The organism is Providencia sp. PROV197, assembly GCF_028479625.1.
GTDB classification, from domain to species: domain Bacteria; phylum Pseudomonadota; class Gammaproteobacteria; order Enterobacterales; family Enterobacteriaceae; genus Providencia; species Providencia vermicola.
The window spans coordinates 22,939-40,724 of record NZ_JAMPNZ010000037.1; the positions used below are offsets into that span (position 1 = coordinate 22,939).

At 41.6% G+C, this 17,786-nt stretch carries 16 protein-coding genes; 3 read left to right on the top strand and 13 right to left on the bottom strand.

Going from position 1 to position 17,786, the window contains the following annotated elements; translation table 11 throughout:
* Window positions 1-197: 197 nt before the first annotated feature.
* The gene (locus tag PR808_RS19170; RefSeq protein ID WP_272539898.1) at window positions 198-653 is read left to right on the top strand and encodes a hypothetical protein; all 456 of its coding nucleotides are present in this window, start codon (window positions 198-200) and stop codon (window positions 651-653) included.
* A gap of 44 nt (window positions 654-697) precedes the next feature.
* On the opposite strand, the gene PR808_RS19175 is transcribed toward PR808_RS19170, so the two are convergent.
* Window positions 698-1,261, bottom strand: a complete 564-nt coding sequence (locus PR808_RS19175; protein WP_272539899.1) for a hypothetical protein — start codon at window positions 1,259-1,261, stop codon at window positions 698-700.
* A gap of 161 nt (window positions 1,262-1,422) precedes the next feature.
* Complete coding sequence (fabB, locus tag PR808_RS19180; protein WP_272539900.1) at window positions 1,423-2,637, bottom strand: beta-ketoacyl-ACP synthase I; 1,215 nt, start codon at window positions 2,635-2,637, stop codon at window positions 1,423-1,425.
* A gap of 202 nt (window positions 2,638-2,839) precedes the next feature.
* On the opposite strand from fabB, the gene mnmC reads away from it, so the two are divergent.
* The gene (mnmC, locus tag PR808_RS19185; RefSeq protein WP_272539901.1) at window positions 2,840-4,879 is read left to right on the top strand and encodes a bifunctional tRNA (5-methylaminomethyl-2-thiouridine)(34)-methyltransferase MnmD/FAD-dependent 5-carboxymethylaminomethyl-2-thiouridine(34) oxidoreductase MnmC; all 2,040 of its coding nucleotides are present in this window, start codon (window positions 2,840-2,842) and stop codon (window positions 4,877-4,879) included.
* Window positions 4,880-4,915: 36 nt separating this feature from the next.
* Here mnmC and PR808_RS19190 read toward each other — a convergent pair whose 3' ends face one another.
* The 11 genes from PR808_RS19190 to hutI form a co-directional block, all read right to left on the bottom strand.
* On the bottom strand, window positions 4,916-5,431 hold the full coding sequence (locus tag PR808_RS19190; protein WP_272539902.1) for a GNAT family N-acetyltransferase: 516 nt from the start codon (window positions 5,429-5,431) through the stop codon (window positions 4,916-4,918).
* Window positions 5,432-5,503: 72 nt separating this feature from the next.
* Complete coding sequence (locus PR808_RS19195) at window positions 5,504-5,776, bottom strand: YfcL family protein (protein ID WP_047756281.1); 273 nt, start codon at window positions 5,774-5,776, stop codon at window positions 5,504-5,506.
* A 27-nt stretch (window positions 5,777-5,803) separates the two neighbouring features.
* Entirely contained in the window at window positions 5,804-6,352 is a 549-nt protein-coding gene (locus PR808_RS19200; protein ID WP_206082396.1) for an elongation factor P hydroxylase, read from the bottom strand.
* A 17-nt stretch (window positions 6,353-6,369) separates the two neighbouring features.
* Window positions 6,370-7,173 carry a TSUP family transporter gene (locus PR808_RS19205; RefSeq protein WP_206082397.1) on the bottom strand — a complete coding sequence of 268 codons (804 nt, stop codon included), beginning with the start codon at window positions 7,171-7,173 and terminating at the stop codon, window positions 6,370-6,372.
* Between the two features lie 172 nt (window positions 7,174-7,345).
* Window positions 7,346-8,434, bottom strand: coding sequence for a chorismate synthase (aroC, locus tag PR808_RS19210; RefSeq protein ID WP_272539903.1), 1,089 nt, complete (start codon window positions 8,432-8,434; stop codon window positions 7,346-7,348).
* A gap of 113 nt (window positions 8,435-8,547) precedes the next feature.
* Complete coding sequence (prmB, locus tag PR808_RS19215; protein ID WP_206082399.1) at window positions 8,548-9,480, bottom strand: 50S ribosomal protein L3 N(5)-glutamine methyltransferase; 933 nt, start codon at window positions 9,478-9,480, stop codon at window positions 8,548-8,550.
* 212 nt (window positions 9,481-9,692) lie between these two features.
* Window positions 9,693-11,084 (bottom strand): amino acid permease, encoded by a 1,392-nt coding sequence (locus PR808_RS19220; RefSeq protein ID WP_225818951.1) that lies wholly within the window; start codon window positions 11,082-11,084, stop codon window positions 9,693-9,695.
* Between the two features lie 90 nt (window positions 11,085-11,174).
* On the bottom strand, window positions 11,175-12,707 hold the full coding sequence (gene hutH / locus PR808_RS19225) for a histidine ammonia-lyase (protein ID WP_206082401.1): 1,533 nt from the start codon (window positions 12,705-12,707) through the stop codon (window positions 11,175-11,177).
* A gap of 12 nt (window positions 12,708-12,719) precedes the next feature.
* Window positions 12,720-14,399 carry a urocanate hydratase gene (hutU, locus tag PR808_RS19230; protein ID WP_272539904.1) on the bottom strand — a complete coding sequence of 560 codons (1,680 nt, stop codon included), beginning with the start codon at window positions 14,397-14,399 and terminating at the stop codon, window positions 12,720-12,722.
* Between the two features lie 325 nt (window positions 14,400-14,724).
* Complete coding sequence (gene hutC / locus PR808_RS19235) at window positions 14,725-15,456, bottom strand: histidine utilization repressor (protein ID WP_206082403.1); 732 nt, start codon at window positions 15,454-15,456, stop codon at window positions 14,725-14,727.
* Between the two features lie 306 nt (window positions 15,457-15,762).
* A complete protein-coding gene (hutI, locus tag PR808_RS19240) occupies window positions 15,763-17,001 on the bottom strand; it encodes an imidazolonepropionase (RefSeq protein WP_206082404.1) in 1,239 nt (412 codons plus the stop codon).
* 219 nt (window positions 17,002-17,220) lie between these two features.
* Here hutI and smrB point away from each other — a divergent pair, with 219 nt between their 5' ends.
* Entirely contained in the window at window positions 17,221-17,766 is a 546-nt protein-coding gene (smrB, locus tag PR808_RS19245) for an endonuclease SmrB (RefSeq protein ID WP_206082405.1), read from the top strand.
* Window positions 17,767-17,786: the final 20 nt, after the last annotated feature.

Below are 17,786 nucleotides of genomic sequence, written 5' to 3' on the forward strand. Positions count from 1 at the left end.
TGTGAAATCCATATTAGCCCCTTTGGTTAACTTTATTTACGTGAGTATTATCGCATTCACTCAATAATAATAATGTCATAAAGTGAGGTTTTATTATTCGAATCGTTAGATGTAAATGTTTAATCAGATAAAGACGATTGGCGAAATAACAGGTATCAATTAGCTTATAAACCCCATTTATTAAAGTAATAAGCCTTATGTTTGATAGATTATTTTTTGTTCTATTTAATATCAAGCCCAAACCGTTAGCGCATATTCGCACTGTTGAGGTGTACGATGAAACTTACGTGATCCACAGCCAAAACCCCGTTATCATCACTGAAAAAGACAGTGGTTATATTCAAATAAAATCATTTGGAAAAATGTTTATTTATTGCGGGAAAATGCTGCATGTCAGCGTGAGAAAAAATACCAGTTCAGTGACTATTGGCTGGGCAAAAGGGAAGAGCCAAATTTTTGAAGTACGTAAGAATGTGAAAGACACACCTAAACAAACCAACTCCAGCCATTCAAACTCAAGTTATGTTCCTCCCTATTATGGCAGCTCATCCAGTGATGATAACCCTCGTTCAAATAGCCATTTTTGTTCCACTGATAGCTCAAGTTCAGACTGTTCTTCATCAGATTCAGGTGGAGGAGATGGCGGTGATTAATCCAATCAATGGCAGAAAATGTACTGCCATTGATTTTGTTTACTCTAAAAATCAAACCTTAATTTCATTCTATTGTTTGGGTTATCTGCTTTTGTAGATAATGTATCCCTGTTTATTTTGTCCTTTATTTTTTCACTAATGTCAGAGCTTATCCCCTCATTGAAGTGAACTTTCAATGTATGACTTTCTGGAGATATAGAAAACATAACGGGGGAGTTGATATTTTGAGTCTCAGGAAATACATGTTTCAAATAAGACGAATAAATAGCTGACAACCTTTTTTCATATTTTTCTATACTTTTATCATTCACATTCAATTGATGGATTTTATTAATTTGTGAAGCAAATGCCTTTGAAACATTACCTTCTGTTGGTTGCTCAATCGCTTTAATCACTTTTGCAGAGGTTGCGCACTTGTTTTTTGTTTCTAATAAAGGAAAACAGTGACCACAACCTGATAATTCCGCATTAACCCCCATTAAAGCTGCAGCGATCCCAACAGTAATTAAGCCAGCATATACAGGAAGCATGACCAAACCTGACGCAATTTCAGCCCTATTATTGCGTATTCCGTTGTGTATTTGATGGACAGTTAAAGAAAAGCTCATCTACAATCCTTGTCTTGATAATTAAAGTGAGCGGTATTTATAGCTCACCCGACAAAGAGCGTCTTTCAAAAAAAGAGGAGACAATATATTGTTTTATAAAATAAAAAAGCGAGATCCAAAGACCTCGCTTATCAATAATTCACTTATATGAACGATATAAATTACGCTTTATATTTGCTCATCACTAATGTGGCGTTAGTACCACCAAAGCCGAAGCTGTTTGACATCACAGTATTCAACGCTTGTTCCGTTGGTTTAGTGACGATGTTCAAACCCGCCGCTTTTTCATCTAAGTTTTCAACGTTAATACTTGGCGCAATAAAGCCGTGCTCTAACATTAACAAGCTATAAATTGCTTCGTGTACACCCGCAGCACCCAGTGAGTGACCGCTCATGGCTTTCGTTGCAGATATAGCAGGAGAGTGATCGCCAAACACTTCTTGGATAGCTTCTAATTCTTTGGTATCACCGACTGGTGTTGAAGTCCCGTGAGTATTGATATAATCAATTTTATCAATACCTTGCATTGCCATTTGCATACAACGGACTGCGCCTTCACCCGATGGAGCAACCATATCAGCACCGTCAGATGTTGCACCATAGCCCACGATTTCAGCGTAAATATGCGCACCACGCGCTAATGCGTGCTCTAACTCTTCAACAACAACAATACCACCGCCACCTGCGATAACAAAACCATCACGGTCTTTGTCATAAGTTCTTGATGCTTTATCTGGGGTTTCATTGTACTTGGTAGACAATGCACCCATTGCGTCGAACTCACAGGTCATTTCCCAACTCAGCTCTTCGCCACCACCTGCAAAAATAACATCCTGTTTGCCCAATTGAATTAATTCAACCGCATGGCCGATACAGTGCGCAGATGTAGAACAAGCAGAGCTGATTGAATAGTTTACACCCTTAATTTTAAACGGTGTTGCTAAGCAAGCAGAAATACCCGATGCCATTGCACGGGTTACCATATAGGGACCCACGCCACGTAAACCTTTAGCACGCATACCGTCGGAACCTGCAACTTGGTTACGTGGAGAACCACCACCTGAGCCGACAACAATACCTGTGCGTAAATTCGAAACTTGTTCTTCAGTTAAACCTGAATCCGCAATCGCCTGCTCCATAGACAAATAAGCATACGCGGAGCAATCACTCATAAAACGATACATTTTACGGTCAATCAGGTCTTTAGGATCTAAATTTTTGACATTACCCCAGACATGGCTACGTAGCCCTGCCTCTTTGAATTCTTCTGAGAAAGTGATCCCGGAACGACCTTCCTTCAGAGAAGCCAGTACTTCTTCCTGGTTATTACCAAGGCTGGAAACAATACCTAGACCAGTGATGACTGCACGCTTCATTCGTTACCTCATGACTATAATTATATGATTGCGGGATTACAGGTTGTCACTTTAGCTTACACTTGTACGCTGAACAAGTCCGATCAGGGTAAATTTTTGTATTTTTTTCTCTAATGCAGTAATAACACTTTTTTATGACGGTAGCCTTACATCGCTATCAGCGTTAAAATTTAGTCATTATTTAGTGATCATAGGCTTTATTGTGAAAAAGAGCACAGTACAAACCGCACGCCTTAGCTGGAATGATGAAGGCACTCCCATGTCTGAGCAATTTGCAGATATCTATTTCTCTAACCAAAATGGGTTAGAAGAGTCCCGTCATGTTTTTTTACAAGGAAATCATTTTCCTGGGCGTTTCAAGACACATTCTGATGAAACCTGTGTAATTGCAGAGACAGGATTTGGTACTGGTTTGAATTTTCTCGTTTTATGGCAGTCTTTTATACAGTTCAAAGCGCAAAATCCACAATCCACTCTCAAGCGACTGCATTTCATTAGCTTTGAGCAATTCCCCCTGACAAAAACAGACTTAATTGCCGCACATCGCTGTTGGCCTGAGCTTTCAGCATTATCAGCAGCATTATGTGAAAACTGGCCACCTGCATTAGCGGGTAATCAAAGAATCATTTTGGATAATGGCAATATCACATTAGATTTGTGGTTTGGTGATGTTAATGAGCAAATATCTCTTCTTAAAGACAATTTAAACAATAAGATAGACGCTTGGTTTCTTGATGGATTTGCACCATCTAAAAACCCTCAAATGTGGAGCGAACACTTGTTCGCTACAATGGCAAAACTGGCACGAAAAGACGCGACATTTGCCACATTTACCGTAGCAGGTTTTGTTAAGCGAGGGTTACAACAAGCTGGGTTTACACTGAAAAAAGTCAAAGGATTTGGGCAAAAACGAGAAATGCTAACTGGGGTATTAGCCGAAAACAATCACCAACACACAGCACCTTGGAGCAAAAGATACCCCGCAGATAACCCAAATGATGTTGCTATTATTGGCGGGGGGCTTGCCAGCTTAACAGCAGCGTACTCACTCATGAGACGTGGTGCCAACGTCACATTGTATTGCCAAGATACTAACGTTGCCCAAAATGCTTCGGGTAATCGCCAAGGGGCTATTTACCCGTTACTCACAGGTGTAAATGACCCGCTCGAACGTTTTTTTGTAAGTGCTTTCCCCTTTGCCAAACGCTTTTATCATCAGCTTGAAACTATGGGAATTCCCTTTGATGGTCAGTGGTGCGGTGTTACTCAATTGGCCTATAACGAAAAAGTTGCCCGTAAAATTGCAGGTATGTTAGGCACCAATTGGCCTGAAGATTTTGCTCTGGGTAAAACCCATCAGCAGCTTAATGATATTTGTGGTGTTGATGTCAATTACGATGGTATTCATTATCCATCAGGTGGCTGGTTATGCCCTGCTGAACTTTGTGAAGGGCTATATTGCTACTTGAAAAATAGTGGCGTTCAATTTTATTTTAATCATAACGTCACGGCATTAGAGCAAGCCAATAACCTCTGGAAATTACAAATAAGCACTTCTGAAAAAAAAGAGCTAACACGTGTACACTCTACCGTCATTATTGCTAATGGCCATAAACTACGCCAATATTCACAAACTGTTAATTTACCCATTAACCCTGTCCGGGGGCAAGTCAGCCATATACCAACGACACCTACCTTACAAAAACTTAAAAATGTGTTGTGTTTTGAAGGTTATTTAACCCCCGTGGACAATACCGGAAAACAACATTGCTTAGGTGCCAGCTATCAACGGGATCACCTTGATTTAGATTATAACGAAGAAGAGCAGCAAGCTAACCGCCAAAAACTCATTGATAACTTACCAGATGCTTCATGGCCTAATGAGATTGATATTTCACACCAACAATCGCGCCAAGGTATTCGTTGCGTTATACGTGACCATTTTCCACTCTTGGGAAATGTGCCAAATTATGAGCAACATTTAGCGGCTTATCATGATTTGCAGACAAGAATTGCCAAAAATCAGCCAATTGATGATGCCCCTGTTTACCAAAACTTGTATATCTTTGGTGCCTTAGGCTCAAGGGGACTCTCAACCGCCCCATTGTGTGCAGAAATTCTTGCCTCGCAGATTTTTGGCCAGCCTTTACCATTGGATGATGAAACCTTGGCTGAATTGAACCCTAACCGCTTTTGGGTGAGAAAATTGCGGTTAGGTCGCCCTGTAAAAATACCGTACTAACAATCAACTGGCATCATCAGAAATACGAAGCCTGATTTAGGTCAGTTTAATAACCATAGCACAACGGTCTTTTGCAGCGAACCCTGCGTTGATTTCATATTGCAAAATATCACGCAGGACTTCGGTTAACTCGCTTTCATTCAGTATTTCAAAACCTAATCGCTGGTAATAAGGGGCATTCCAAGGTACATCACGGCAAGTGGTCAAGGTCACAGCCATGATATTACGAGCTCGAGCCGCATCCAGAACCTGTTTAATCAATTGCTTACCTAGCCCCTGGCCTTGCCATTGCTGGCTGACAGAAACCTCACAAATATGCAGGCTATCATGATGGCTTTCAGCATTAATAAAACCAATCGGTTCACCGCTATCATTCACCGCCACCCATTCTAATTGCTCGGCAATACAATCAAGATGGTCTTGCTCGGTTTGTCCATCGCCTTCAGCAAGCCATTTATATTTTTCGATACTCGTGAATGCCTGGCCAGCAGAGGCTTCAACGGCAGGAAGGTGTTTGGCATCTGTCGGTATCGCTAAACGAATATGCGCCATAATTTTTACTCATCACAAAATTTAGCTAACAAAAAAGCGGGTATCCCCGCTTTCAATTCATAACACAGAAAATTAAATTGCGTTATTTAATAAGTTTTTCCACATACCTAGAACCAAAATTTGGTCAGGGGGTGTTAACTCACCTGCTTTAATGGCGGTTTGAATGCTGTCTTCTACGCGTTGATACAGCGCTTCTGAGCTGGTTTCGTTTTCTTCTTCAAGCTCAGCCACAGCAAGGGTTAAGTGACCACGCAGGTAACCGCCCGCGAATAATTCATCGTCGCTAGCATGTTCAACCATATCATCAATTTTTGTCAGTATGCGTGTTTCTAAATCTGCAAGCATGCTTAATCCTTACTTTAGGTGAGTCAATTAGGCAAAAATATCTTCCGGATACGGGAAGTCTTCTGCACAAAGTGGAGGCGTATTGTAAAACGATTGTAACGCATTAATAAAGCGTAATGGGCGCTCAGGAATGCCATTTTGCAAATAAATCATCACTTGTGCATGAACTTTACGCATAAATGCAATGCGATCGGGTTCAAAATCCCCTTCTAAATTATCGCAACTGACATTAAAGGGGATCCCCACTGCAACACAAAATAGCCAATCGAGGGCTTGAGGTTTAATTTCAACGACTTCAAACTCACATTGTGTTTTTTCATCACGCCCATCTGGACAATACCAATAGCCGTAATCCACTTGTTGGCGTCTTGCATCCCCTGCAATACACCAATGAGAAATCTCATGTAGCCCGCTGGTAAAAAAACCATGAGCGAACACAATTTGATGATAAGGAACGACCTCATCAGCTGGTAAATAAATAGGCTCATCGTCCCCTTTTACCAGTTTGGTGTTATAGGTTTCACCAAAGCATCCATCAAAAATATCAATCAAATCCTGATAATTATATTTACTCATGAATAATTTAAATCATCTTAAAATAATGAAAGGAACCAAGCTTTAATGACATCACCATGGCTATCGTGGAGTAACTTAATACTCATTAACAACGAAATCACCACAATCATTGGCCTGATCAGTTTTTGTCCTTTAGTTAATACCAAACGGGCACCTAACCGTGCACCGATCATTTGGCCCGCCAGCATAACAAAACCAAGCACCCAAAGAACATGACCTCCGATAATAAAAAACACTAAAGAACCAAAATTGGAGGCAAAATTAAGTAATTTGGCATGGGCAGTCGCTTTAGCCAGATTATAACCGAGCAATAACACATAGCCTAATGCCAAAAATGACCCCGTACCTGGCCCAAAAGCCCCATCATAGAAGCCTAGAGTCATACCGATTGCAACGCCAAAAAATGGCATACTGACACGTTGCTGTCTATCTTGTACACCGATTGATGGAGTTAATAAAAAATAGAGACCAACACAGATAACTAATACTGGGAGTAATTGCTTTAGGAAGGCAGTATCAATCATTTGAATAACAATCGCACCGAGCATCGCACCAATCATTGTCATAATGAAGGGGAAAATTTGCTCACGTAGGTCAATCGCTTTACGCCTGACAAAATATAAGGTAGAAGAAAAGGAACCACCAACCGCTTGGAGCTTATTGGTTGCTAACGCTTCAACAGGGGTGATCCCAACGGATAATAGCGCTGGGATTGTTAATAAACCGCCCCCACCCGCAATGGAATCGATAAATCCAGCGAAAAGTGCAACAAAGAAAAGTAAAGCATAAACTTCGGGTGCAACGGCGGTCAGCCAATCCATTTTTCAATCCAAAATGAGAAATATCATGATGTTGGTACGTAATCTATCGCAACCTTGCGTTGCAATATCACAACCCAGATGAGGTGTTTTTAAGGAGGCATCATCCAAACCTCCATATTAAAAGAGCGACTAACCGCTTCGCTCTTTCTATAACATTAACTACTTTTTACTATTATTCAAATGGTTGCACAGCAGGAGTTACATCAGCACACTGGCCGCGGTGACGCAAGTAATGATCCATTAGCACAATCGCCAGCATCGCTTCTGCAATAGGCACGGCGCGAATGCCTACACAAGGGTCATGGCGACCTTTCGTGATCATCTCCACTTCGTCACCATCACGATTTAATGTTTTACCTGGAACTGTAATGCTCGATGTCGGTTTTAAGGCAATATGGGCTATTATGGGTTGGCTGCTGCTAATTCCCCCTAAAATCCCCCCTGCATGGTTAGATGCAAAACCTGAGCGGGTAATTTCATCTCGGTTTTCACTGCCTTTAAGCCCAATAACACCAAAGCCATCACCAATTTCCACGCCTTTAACTGCATTAATGCTCATTAGTGCGTGAGCAATATCAGCATCTAAGCGGTCAAAAACAGGTTCCCCCAATCCAGCGGGGACGTGCTCTGCAACAACGGTGATTTTGGCACCGATAGAGTCACCTTCTTTTTTCAACCCACGCAGTAACTCATCAAGGGCATCTAATTTATTCGGATCAGGGCAAAAGAATGGGTTCTCTTCAACGATTGACCAATCTTTAATTTCGCACTCAACAGGACCCATTTGGGTTAAACACCCTCGAATCTGAATACCTAATTTTTCTTGCAGGTATTTTTTCGCAATTGCCCCTGCCGCCACGCGCATTGCCGTTTCACGGGCAGATGAACGCCCGCCACCTCGATAATCACGCTGGCCATATTTTTGCTCATAGGTGTAATCCGCATGCCCTGGTCTGAAGACATCTTTAATCGCACCATAGTCTTGCGAACGTTGGTCTGTATTTTCAATCAATAGACCAATGCTTGTCCCCGTTGTGATGCCATTAAACACACCTGAAAGAATTTTGACCTGATCGGGTTCACGGCGCGCTGTTGTATAGCGTGATGTGCCTGGGCGACGACGGTCTAAATCGATTTGTAAATCAGCTTCTGTCAGTGCTAACCCCGGAGGTACGCCATCGACGATGCAACCTAATGCCACGCCATGTGACTCACCAAATGTCGTCACACGGAACAGTTGCCCAATTGAATTTCCAGCCATCGGAGTTTCCTATTTTAAGCCGTTCTTGAATACCAAGAATGTGGTTAATAATTATGATGTCGTTATGTTGTTCTTATTGATTACCCGATCCTAACCCATCGTGCAACTATTGATTAATCAATGTATAAATCAAAATGGGCATGATGCTCAACTAGCTGCTCACGCGTTAACATAAATACGCCATCACCACCGTATTCGAAATCTAACCAAATAAATGGAATTTCAGGATATTGTTCAATGAGATGTACCATACTATTACCCACTTCGCAGACTAAAATGCCTTCTTCAGTAAGGAAACGCGGCGCATTCGCCAAAATTCGACGAACCAGTTTCAAACCATCGCTTCCTGCGGCAAGAGCCAATTCGGGTTCAACACGGAATTCTTCAGGTAAGTCATCCATATCCTCTGCATCTACGTACGGAGGATTCGTGACGATGAGGTCATATTTCACCTCAGGCATATCACGGAATAAATCTGAACGAATAGGGACGACACGGTGCTCTAAACCATGATTAGCGATATTTTCCTCAGCAACCGCGAGAACATCACTCGAAATATCAACGGCGTCCACTTCTGCATCAGGAAATTCGTAAGCACACGCAATGGCAATACAGCCGCTGCCCGTACACAAATCTAAAATCGTTTGCGGTTCATCTGCTAATAACCCAACAAAGTGGTTATTAATAAGCTCACCAATTGGTGAACGAGGGATCAGCACGCGCTCATCCACATAAAATTCATGACCACAGAACCATGAACGATTTGTTAGGTACGCTACTGGGATTCGGTCATTGATTCGTCGCAAAACACGCTCAATAATACGGTGGCGCTCAGTTGGCGTTAAACGTGATGTGAGAAGTTCATCTGGCAGATCTAAAGGTAAATAAAGCGTTGGCAACACTAATTGCAGCGCCTCATCCCACGGATTATCAGTTCCGTGGCCATAATATACATTGGCGGCATTAAAGCGGCTCATTGTCCAACGTAAAATATCCTGAATGGTATGAAGTTCTGCGACGGCTTCATCAACGAAGATCTTTTCCAAGAAGGTTTTCTCCAACGTGATTTTTAAAAGGGAATATATGAATTAGTAAAGTTTGCCACGAAGTGAAAGACAAATCAGCAGATTAATGCAATAAAATAATTAACAAAGTAACCAAACCACCCCTTTAAATAGCGATTTGATGCAAAAATGCCCTTTAAGTTCTTAAAGGGCATGAATGAAGATACCAAAACAATCAGAGAAAAATGGCGAGATTAATTTTCACTTTGGAGGAGATCTTTAGTTTCTTTTGCTGGCTTTTTAACCCATAACGCATAGGCGATAGTTAATAACGCCAACCAAACAATACCGACATATAAGGCAATTCGTGTGCTTTCGAAATAACCAAGCACGCCAAAAATAAATACCATAAAAGCAATCGCGAGGATTGGTGCGACAGGCCACATTGGTACAGGGAATTTCAATTTGCTAATTTCTTCAGGAGACATTTTTTTGCGCATCGCAAATTGTGACAGTAAAATCATCAGCCACACCCAAATGGTGGCAAATGTCGCAATGGATGCAATCACGACAAACACATCATCAGGAATGACATAATTCAAGACGACGCCCACTAGCAGTACAACCACCATAACAAGTACGGTCATCCATGGCACACCATTTTTTGTTAGCTTAGTGAATGCTTTTGGGGCTTGCCCTTCATGCGCCATCCCATACATCATACGCCCTGCACCAAAAATATCGCTATTGATCGCTGATATCGCAGCAGTGATCACCACCACATTCAAAATATTTGCTGCCGACTGGATCCCTAAACTATCAAAAATTTGGACGAATGGGCTACCTTGTTGACCAATTTGGTTCCACGGGTAAATACACATCAACACAAATAAGGTCAGGACATAAAAGAGTAAGATGCGAATTGGTACGGCATTTATAGCTCTTGGGATCGTCGTTTCAGGGTTTTTCGCTTCACTTGCTGTAATACCAATGACCTCAATCCCCCCGAATGCAAACATTACCACAGCAAATGACGCAATCACTCCCCCTATTCCATTTGGCATAAACCCATCATGAATAAATAAGTTCGACACACCCACCGCATGATCTGCTGCCTGACCAAAGCCAAACAACATGATTGCTGCACCGCCCACAATCATCGCGATAATCGCCACGACTTTGATGATGGAAAGCCAAAATTCCATTTCTCCAAACGTTTTTACGTGGCATAAGTTAATCGCCCCAATAAAAAATATAATGCTCAGAACCCAAATCCATTGTTCAACTTCTGGAAACCACAGTTTCATATACACGCCGAACGCTGTGACATCTGCGAGGCAGACAATTAGCATTTCAAATACATAGGTCCAGCCAGCAAAAAAACCCGCCCTAGCACCTAAATAGTGACTTGCATACTGGGAAAAAGACCCCGCAAGTGGGCGATGAACGGCCATTTCACCGAGTGCTCGCATGACCATAAATACTGCTGCTCCCCCGATAATATATGCCAGCAGGACCGCCGGACCTGCTGTTTCAATCGCTTTTGCTGAACCGTAAAATAGCCCTGTACCAATCGCAGAACCAAGAGCCATAAATCGGATGTGGCGCGCAGAAAGCCCTCGCGCAAGTTGTGATGTGCTTTGCATGATTTATCCTTCGTATTATTTTATTAGTCGTGCAGATAAATACTTCAGGCGGCCGATACATTGTCGGCCACCTTTTATTTGCTTGATGTGCTATTTAGGGAAGACTGTCCCTACCGTAAACAGTGTTGAGAGCTTGTGTTGATTAATAAGGTTAATTGCCGCTTCAATATCAGGGGCAAAATAGCGATCCTTATCATAGTAAGTCACTTGATCACGCAGTATTTTGCGTGCCTTTTCAAGGGCCTCACTCGATTTTAATCCTTCTCTAAAATCCATTCCCTGACAAGCGGATAACCACTCTATCGCTAGAATACCCGTAACGTTTTTCGCCATTTCCCATAAACGACGCCCCGCCGCAGGCGCCATCGAAACATGGTCTTCCTGATTTGCCGAGGTTGGTAAGCTATCAACACTAGAAGGATGAGCTAACGCTTTATTCTCACTGGCTAACGCAGCAGCTGTAACCTGCGCAATCATAAAGCCTGAATTTACACCGCCATTATTAACAAGGAATGGTGGTAACTGGGACATATGCGTATCCATCAATAACGCAATGCGGCGTTCTGACAGCGCACCAATTTCAGCCAATGCAAGCGCAATATTATCCGAAGCCATTGCTACAGGCTCTGCATGGAAGTTCCCACCAGAAATAATGTCACCGTTATCTGTAAAGACCAGTGGATTATCTGACACTGCATTCGACTCAATGAGGATCACTTCTGCCGCTTGACGAATTTGCGTTAAACATGCCCCCATCACTTGCGGTTGACAGCGTAGTGAATATGGGTCTTGTACTTTTACGCAGTTTTCGTGTGATTTGGCTAATTCACTTGTTGGCGATAAAATTTCACGGAACAATGCTGCCACATCAATTTGCCCTTTTTGCCCTCGAACCTCTTGCACTCGAGAGTCAAATGGCTTGCGAGAGCCTAATGTAGCTTCAACACTTAATGCACCACAGACAATACCCGAAAGTAGTAATTTTTCCGCCTCAAACAACCCCTTAAGTGCAAATGCCGTTGAGGTTTGTGTTCCATTTAATAGCGCTAAACCTTCTTTTGCTTCTAATTTCAATGGGGTCAGTCCAGCTTTTTCCAGCGCTTTCTTTGCTGAAATCCATTTTCCTTCAAAGCGTGCTTTACCTTCTCCTAATAAAATCAAGCTCATATGAGCTAAAGGAGCTAAATCCCCAGAAGCGCCAACGGAACCTTTAGCAGGAATGAATGGATAAACCTGTGCGTTGACCAATGCTATCAGTGCATTAATGACTTCCAGACGAATACCCGAAAACCCTCTCGCTAAGCTATTAATCTTTAAAACCATAATTAAACGAACAAGTTCATCATCAAGTGGGTCGCCAACCCCTGCAGCATGGGACATCACAATAGAACGTTGTAACGACTGCAAATCTTTCGTGGCAATACGGGTGTTTGCCAGTAAACCAAACCCAGTATTGATACCATATGCAGTTTTATCTTCCGCGATGATTTTATTGACGGTTGCAACGCTTTTCTCAATTGCAGCTTGTGCGCGTTTATCAAGAGAAATCGTCACCGTTTGTTGGAAAACAATACGTAACTCATCGAGTGTCATTTTTCCTGGATGGATCGTTAATTTAGTCATTAATGGCACTCCTTAGCGAGCTTTAATCATAGGTAAATTAAGGTTTTTTTCTTTCGCGCAATCAATTGCAATGTCATATCCTGCATCAGCATGACGCATAACACCTGTAGCAGGGTCATTGTGAAGCACTCTAGCAATCCGCTCAGCGGCTTCATCAGTGCCATCACACACAATGACCACACCTGAATGTTGTGAAAAGCCCATCCCCACACCGCCACCGTGGTGCAGTGATACCCACGTCGCACCACTTGCAGTGTTCAATAACGCATTGAGTAGTGGCCAATCTGATACCGCATCAGAGCCATCTTTCATGGATTCAGTTTCACGATTAGGGCTAGCAACTGAGCCTGAATCTAAATGGTCACGACCAATCACGATTGGCGCTGAAACCTCGCCACTTCTGACCATCTCATTAAATGCTAAGCCGAGTTTTGCTCTATCCCCCAACCCAACCCAACAGATACGCGCAGGTAACCCTTGGAAGCTAATACGCTCACGAGCCATATCTAACCAGCGGTGTAAGTGCTTGTCATCTGGCAGTAATTCTTTAACTTTGGCATCTGTTTTATAAATGTCTTCAGGATCTCCCGACAAAGCAACCCAGCGGAATGGGCCAATTCCACGACAAAATAACGGGCGAATATAAGCGGGAACAAAACCAGGGAAATCAAATGCATTTTCGACGCCCATTTCCAGTGCCATTTGGCGAATATTATTGCCATAATCAAACGTTGGAATACCTTGCTGTTTAAACGCTAACATTGCTTTAACATGTTCAGCCATAGATTTTTTCGCGGCAAGCGCGGTACCTTGCGGGTCTTTTACGCTTTGCTCGCGGTATTCATCCCATGTCATTCCAACGGGTAAATAACCATTTAATGGGTCATGGGCACTGGTTTGGTCGGTCACCATATCTGGTTTCACACCGCGTTTAACCAGTTCAGGTAGGACTTCCGCAGCATTTGCACACAGTGCAACGGAAATAGCTTTACCTTGGGCGGTATATTTTTTGATACGGGCAAGCGCGTCATCAAGATCAATAGCTTGCTCGTCAACATAGTGAGTTCTTAAGCGAAAATCGATGCGGCTTTGTTGGCATTCAATATTGAGTGAACAAGCTCCTGCTAATGTGGCAGCTAATGGCTGAGCTCCCCCCATACCACCTAGCCCTGCGGTTAATACCCAGCGTCCCGTTAAATCCCCCTTAAAATGCTGGCGGGCAGCTTCTACAAACGTTTCATATGTGCCTTGCACGATCCCTTGGCTACCGATGTAAATCCAACTTCCCGCAGTCATTTGCCCGTACATCGCTAACCCCTTAGCGTCGAGCTCATTGAAATGCTCCCAATTTGCCCAGTGTGGGACTAAGTTTGAATTAGCAATTAATACCCGTGGTGCATTCGAATGAGTTTTAAATACACCAACGGGTTTACCTGATTGCACAAGCAGTGTTTCATCGTTTTCAAGTTGTTTTAGTGATTCAATGATTTGGTCATAGCATTGCCAATTACGTGCAGCACGACCAATTCCGCCATACACCACCAGTTCATGAGGATTTTCAGCAACATCTGGATCAAGGTTATTCATTAACATACGCAATGGTGCTTCCGTCAGCCAACTTTTTGCCGTTAATGTATTCCCATGCGGTGCTCTAATTTCGATATTTCTGTATTTATTATTTAGTGCAGTCACTTATATACCCTCTTTTATCGAATCATTGGATACCATTTATGTTTATATAGATATAGTTGTATAGACATGTATGATCAATCCATTTTTTAACATAAAAATTAAAAAAATTTGATATAAAAAGGTTTTTTCGTTTGATAAAACATTGAGATAGGTATTCTGCTTTTTTTATAACCGCTGTTTTTTTCTTCTAAATTTGCCTGTGAGATCACATTTATTTCACAATGCGTTTACACTAAGTTAGTCGAAAACAAAAAGGGGAATGATATTTAGAGAATGGCAAAACGGAAAATCACCTTAAGCAAGATTCCGTTTATAAATAATGGCGTTAGGAAGAAAAGCTACCTTTAAGTTTATAACGATTTCCAGGAAACAATAATTTAGTACTGGTAACAATAAATGCTTGTGACCACGTGCGACGAGTAATTAGCAAACAAGATGCCCCCGCATTGATTTGTAACAACTTCGCTGAGCGCTCATCTGCCTCAACCGCTTCAACAATATGCTCACCTTGAGTCAGAGGTGCTACTTGAGATAAGTAATCATGAGGCGTGACAGCTAAAAAATTCTGCTTAAGGTAGTCTGGTGCAGCCAACGCATTGACATAACGGTCTTCAATTTGAACTGGAACATCATTTTCCATATGTATAATAATCGAATGGAATACCGGGGTTTCTGGAGGAATATTCAGTTCACTTGCTAGTGATGTTGACGCCTGTATTTCTTCTAATTTAATAATCCGACAGCTGTATTTATGGTTTCTTGCAATAATTTCCGCTTCAATACTGTGAATTTCAAATAATGCAGACTGCCCTTTCGGTTCAGCAACAAATGTTCCGACCCCCTGTAAACGAACAAGTAACCCTTCCGCTGTTAATTCTCTTAAAGCACGGTTAGCCGTCATTCGGCTACATTGAAATTGAGAAACAAGTTCAGATTCAGAGGGGATGCGATCATTCGCACGCCACTTTGCGGTGTGTATTTTTTCAATAATGGATTGCTTAACTTGCAAATAGAGTGGAACTGGCGTTCCTTGTTTATTTTTTTGTTCGGCTGTCACTGTTCATTCCAAATTAGTCATTAAAATCTTGAATATGCGTATGCTGTTTTAATCGTCATTACGTTACGCAACGCGGCCTTAGTGCTATCGGATATCGTCATCATGACAGTCGCGAATAAAATCCATCATATTTAAAACGCGTTAATTGTGTAATTAAACAATGATGCTTAATAAAAAACAGAAAACAAAATACTGCCATATATAGTGACCACTTACACTATATACGGCAATAAGAACTTTATTAATTAATTATGGCGATTATCACGCCAATTTAAATGTCTTTTTTTATGCTAACGGTTATCAATATTATTGGTTATGGTGTGTAATTTGCCCTTGATAGACACGCATATGCATCGGATTACTGCCCTGCTCATAAATCATCTCTACAGGGTCTTTGGCATTCCAAACGATAAAATCTGCGGTAAACCCAACTTTTAACTGGCCATGAGTGTGCTCTTTACCTAAAGCTTTTGCCGCATGGCGCGTCACTCCAGCCCATATTTCCTCTGGGGTTAATTTAAATAATACCGCCGCCATGTTCATGATCAAACGTAATGATGCAAATGGACTTGTTCCTGGATTAAAATCCGTTGATATTGCCATTGGTACTTGATGTTCACGTAATAAGTCAATCGGTGGTAACTTCGTTTCCCGTAAGAAATAAAATGCACCAGGTAACAACACAGCCACTGTCCCACTTTCTTTAAGCGCTTTAATTCCAGCCAAATCTAAGTATTCAATATGGTCAACCGATAAACCATGATAGCGTGCCACTAACTCACTACCACCAAGATTAGATAATTGCTCAACATGGCCTTTAACGGGGATCCCTAATTGTTGGGCAGCCGCAAACAATTTTTCACTTTGCTTAAGAGAAAAGCCTACACTTTCACAAAATACATCAACAGCATCAAATAGGCCTTTATTCCATAGTTCTGGCATGATTTTTTGACAAATAAGGTCAATATATTCATCTGGTTTTCCTTTAAATTCAGGTGGCACCGTGTGAGCGGATAGCAAAGTTGAAGAAATAGAAATAGGATATTCTGCAAGTAATCTTTTTGCGACTCGTAATTGTTTTTCTTCGTTTTGATAATCAAGGCCATAACCCGATTTCATTTCAATGCTCGTTACACCTTCACGAATTAATACATCTAACCTTGGCTGTGCTTTTTCAAATAACTCAGCTTCGCTCATTTGCCTGGTTGCACGAACTGTTGAATTAATTCCCCCACCCTGTGCACTGATGGTTTCATATGAAACACCATTCATACGCTGTTCCCACTCAGTAGCTCGGTCACCGCCAAAAACTAAATGGGTATGGCAATCAATTAATCCTGGAGTAATTAGTTTTCCTTTTACATCAATAATCTGACATTGGTTTTGTTCAATTTTCTCTGGCGGTAAAATTGCAATAATTTGATTATCACGAACGACAAGATCATGATTTTCGATAAGCCCATAAGGCTCAATTCGATCTGAATCCATTGTCGCAATACGACCATGACGCCAGATCACATCTTGTGGCAGCGTTTTAAATAGCATCAGTTTTCCTATTGTCGTAGCAGGTTGATTTATTAGTTTGAAAAATAATGGTATAGATATGTATATACAATTAGACTAGTTATACCCAGTTTGTCAATCTCTGCCGCTCAAAAGGTGACAATTTTGTTATGTCACGCTAAAAAATGCTTTTGTCTCCATCCCCCTTTAAAATAGGTTACACTAAAGACCAGCGAAAATGACTATATACACATTATTAAAATGACGAAAAATAAATTTGGACTTAAAGATGATGAAATTCATCTATTTAAAGAAGCAATTCGTGGTGCAAAAAAAATTAATCAGGATCAAGTCCTACATGCGCCTGTGCGAGTGAAAGTCACAAAACCTTCTGACAAAAAAATGAAACAGGAACAAGTTGATGCTTCTTTCTACTTTTCTGATGAATTTCAGCCACAGCTTGAAAATGAAGGCCCAACTCGTTATTTAAAACCTGATTCTAATCCTTATGAGTTAAAGAAATTACGTCGTGGGGACTATACGCCTGAATTATTTCTTGATTTACATGGATTGACTCAAATGGAAGCTAAGCAAGAAATTGGGGCGCTAATAGCTGCTTGCAAACGCGAAAATGTGTATTGTGCGTGCATTATGCATGGACATGGTAAACATATATTAAAGCAACAAACACCACTATGGCTTGCACAACATCCTGATATTATTGCATTTCATCAAGCACCTAAAGAATGGGGTGGCAATGCAGCGTTGCTACTTTTGATTGAAACCAACGAGAGCACTCGCCGTTAAGTGCTCTTATTACTGGATGG

Coding starts and splice junctions, on each gene's coding strand:
- PR808_RS19170 (WP_272539898.1), top strand. CDS start 198: ATGTTTGATAGATTATTTTTTGTTCTATTTAATATCAAGCCCAAACCG.
- PR808_RS19175 (WP_272539899.1), bottom strand. CDS start 1,261: ATGAGCTTTTCTTTAACTGTCCATCAAATACACAACGGAATACGCAAT.
- fabB (WP_272539900.1), bottom strand. CDS start 2,637: ATGAAGCGTGCAGTCATCACTGGTCTAGGTATTGTTTCCAGCCTTGGT.
- PR808_RS19190 (WP_272539902.1), bottom strand. CDS start 5,431: ATGGCGCATATTCGTTTAGCGATACCGACAGATGCCAAACACCTTCCT.
- PR808_RS19195 (WP_047756281.1), bottom strand. CDS start 5,776: ATGCTTGCAGATTTAGAAACACGCATACTGACAAAAATTGATGATATG.
- PR808_RS19200 (WP_206082396.1), bottom strand. CDS start 6,352: ATGAGTAAATATAATTATCAGGATTTGATTGATATTTTTGATGGATGC.
- PR808_RS19205 (WP_206082397.1), bottom strand. CDS start 7,173: ATGGATTGGCTGACCGCCGTTGCACCCGAAGTTTATGCTTTACTTTTC.
- aroC (WP_272539903.1), bottom strand. CDS start 8,434: ATGGCTGGAAATTCAATTGGGCAACTGTTCCGTGTGACGACATTTGGT.
- PR808_RS19220 (WP_225818951.1), bottom strand. CDS start 11,084: ATGCAAAGCACATCACAACTTGCGCGAGGGCTTTCTGCGCGCCACATC.
- hutH (WP_206082401.1), bottom strand. CDS start 12,707: ATGACTAAATTAACGATCCATCCAGGAAAAATGACACTCGATGAGTTA.
- hutI (WP_206082404.1), bottom strand. CDS start 17,001: ATGCTATTTAAAACGCTGCCACAAGATGTGATCTGGCGTCATGGTCGT.
- smrB (WP_206082405.1), top strand. CDS start 17,221: ATGACGAAAAATAAATTTGGACTTAAAGATGATGAAATTCATCTATTT.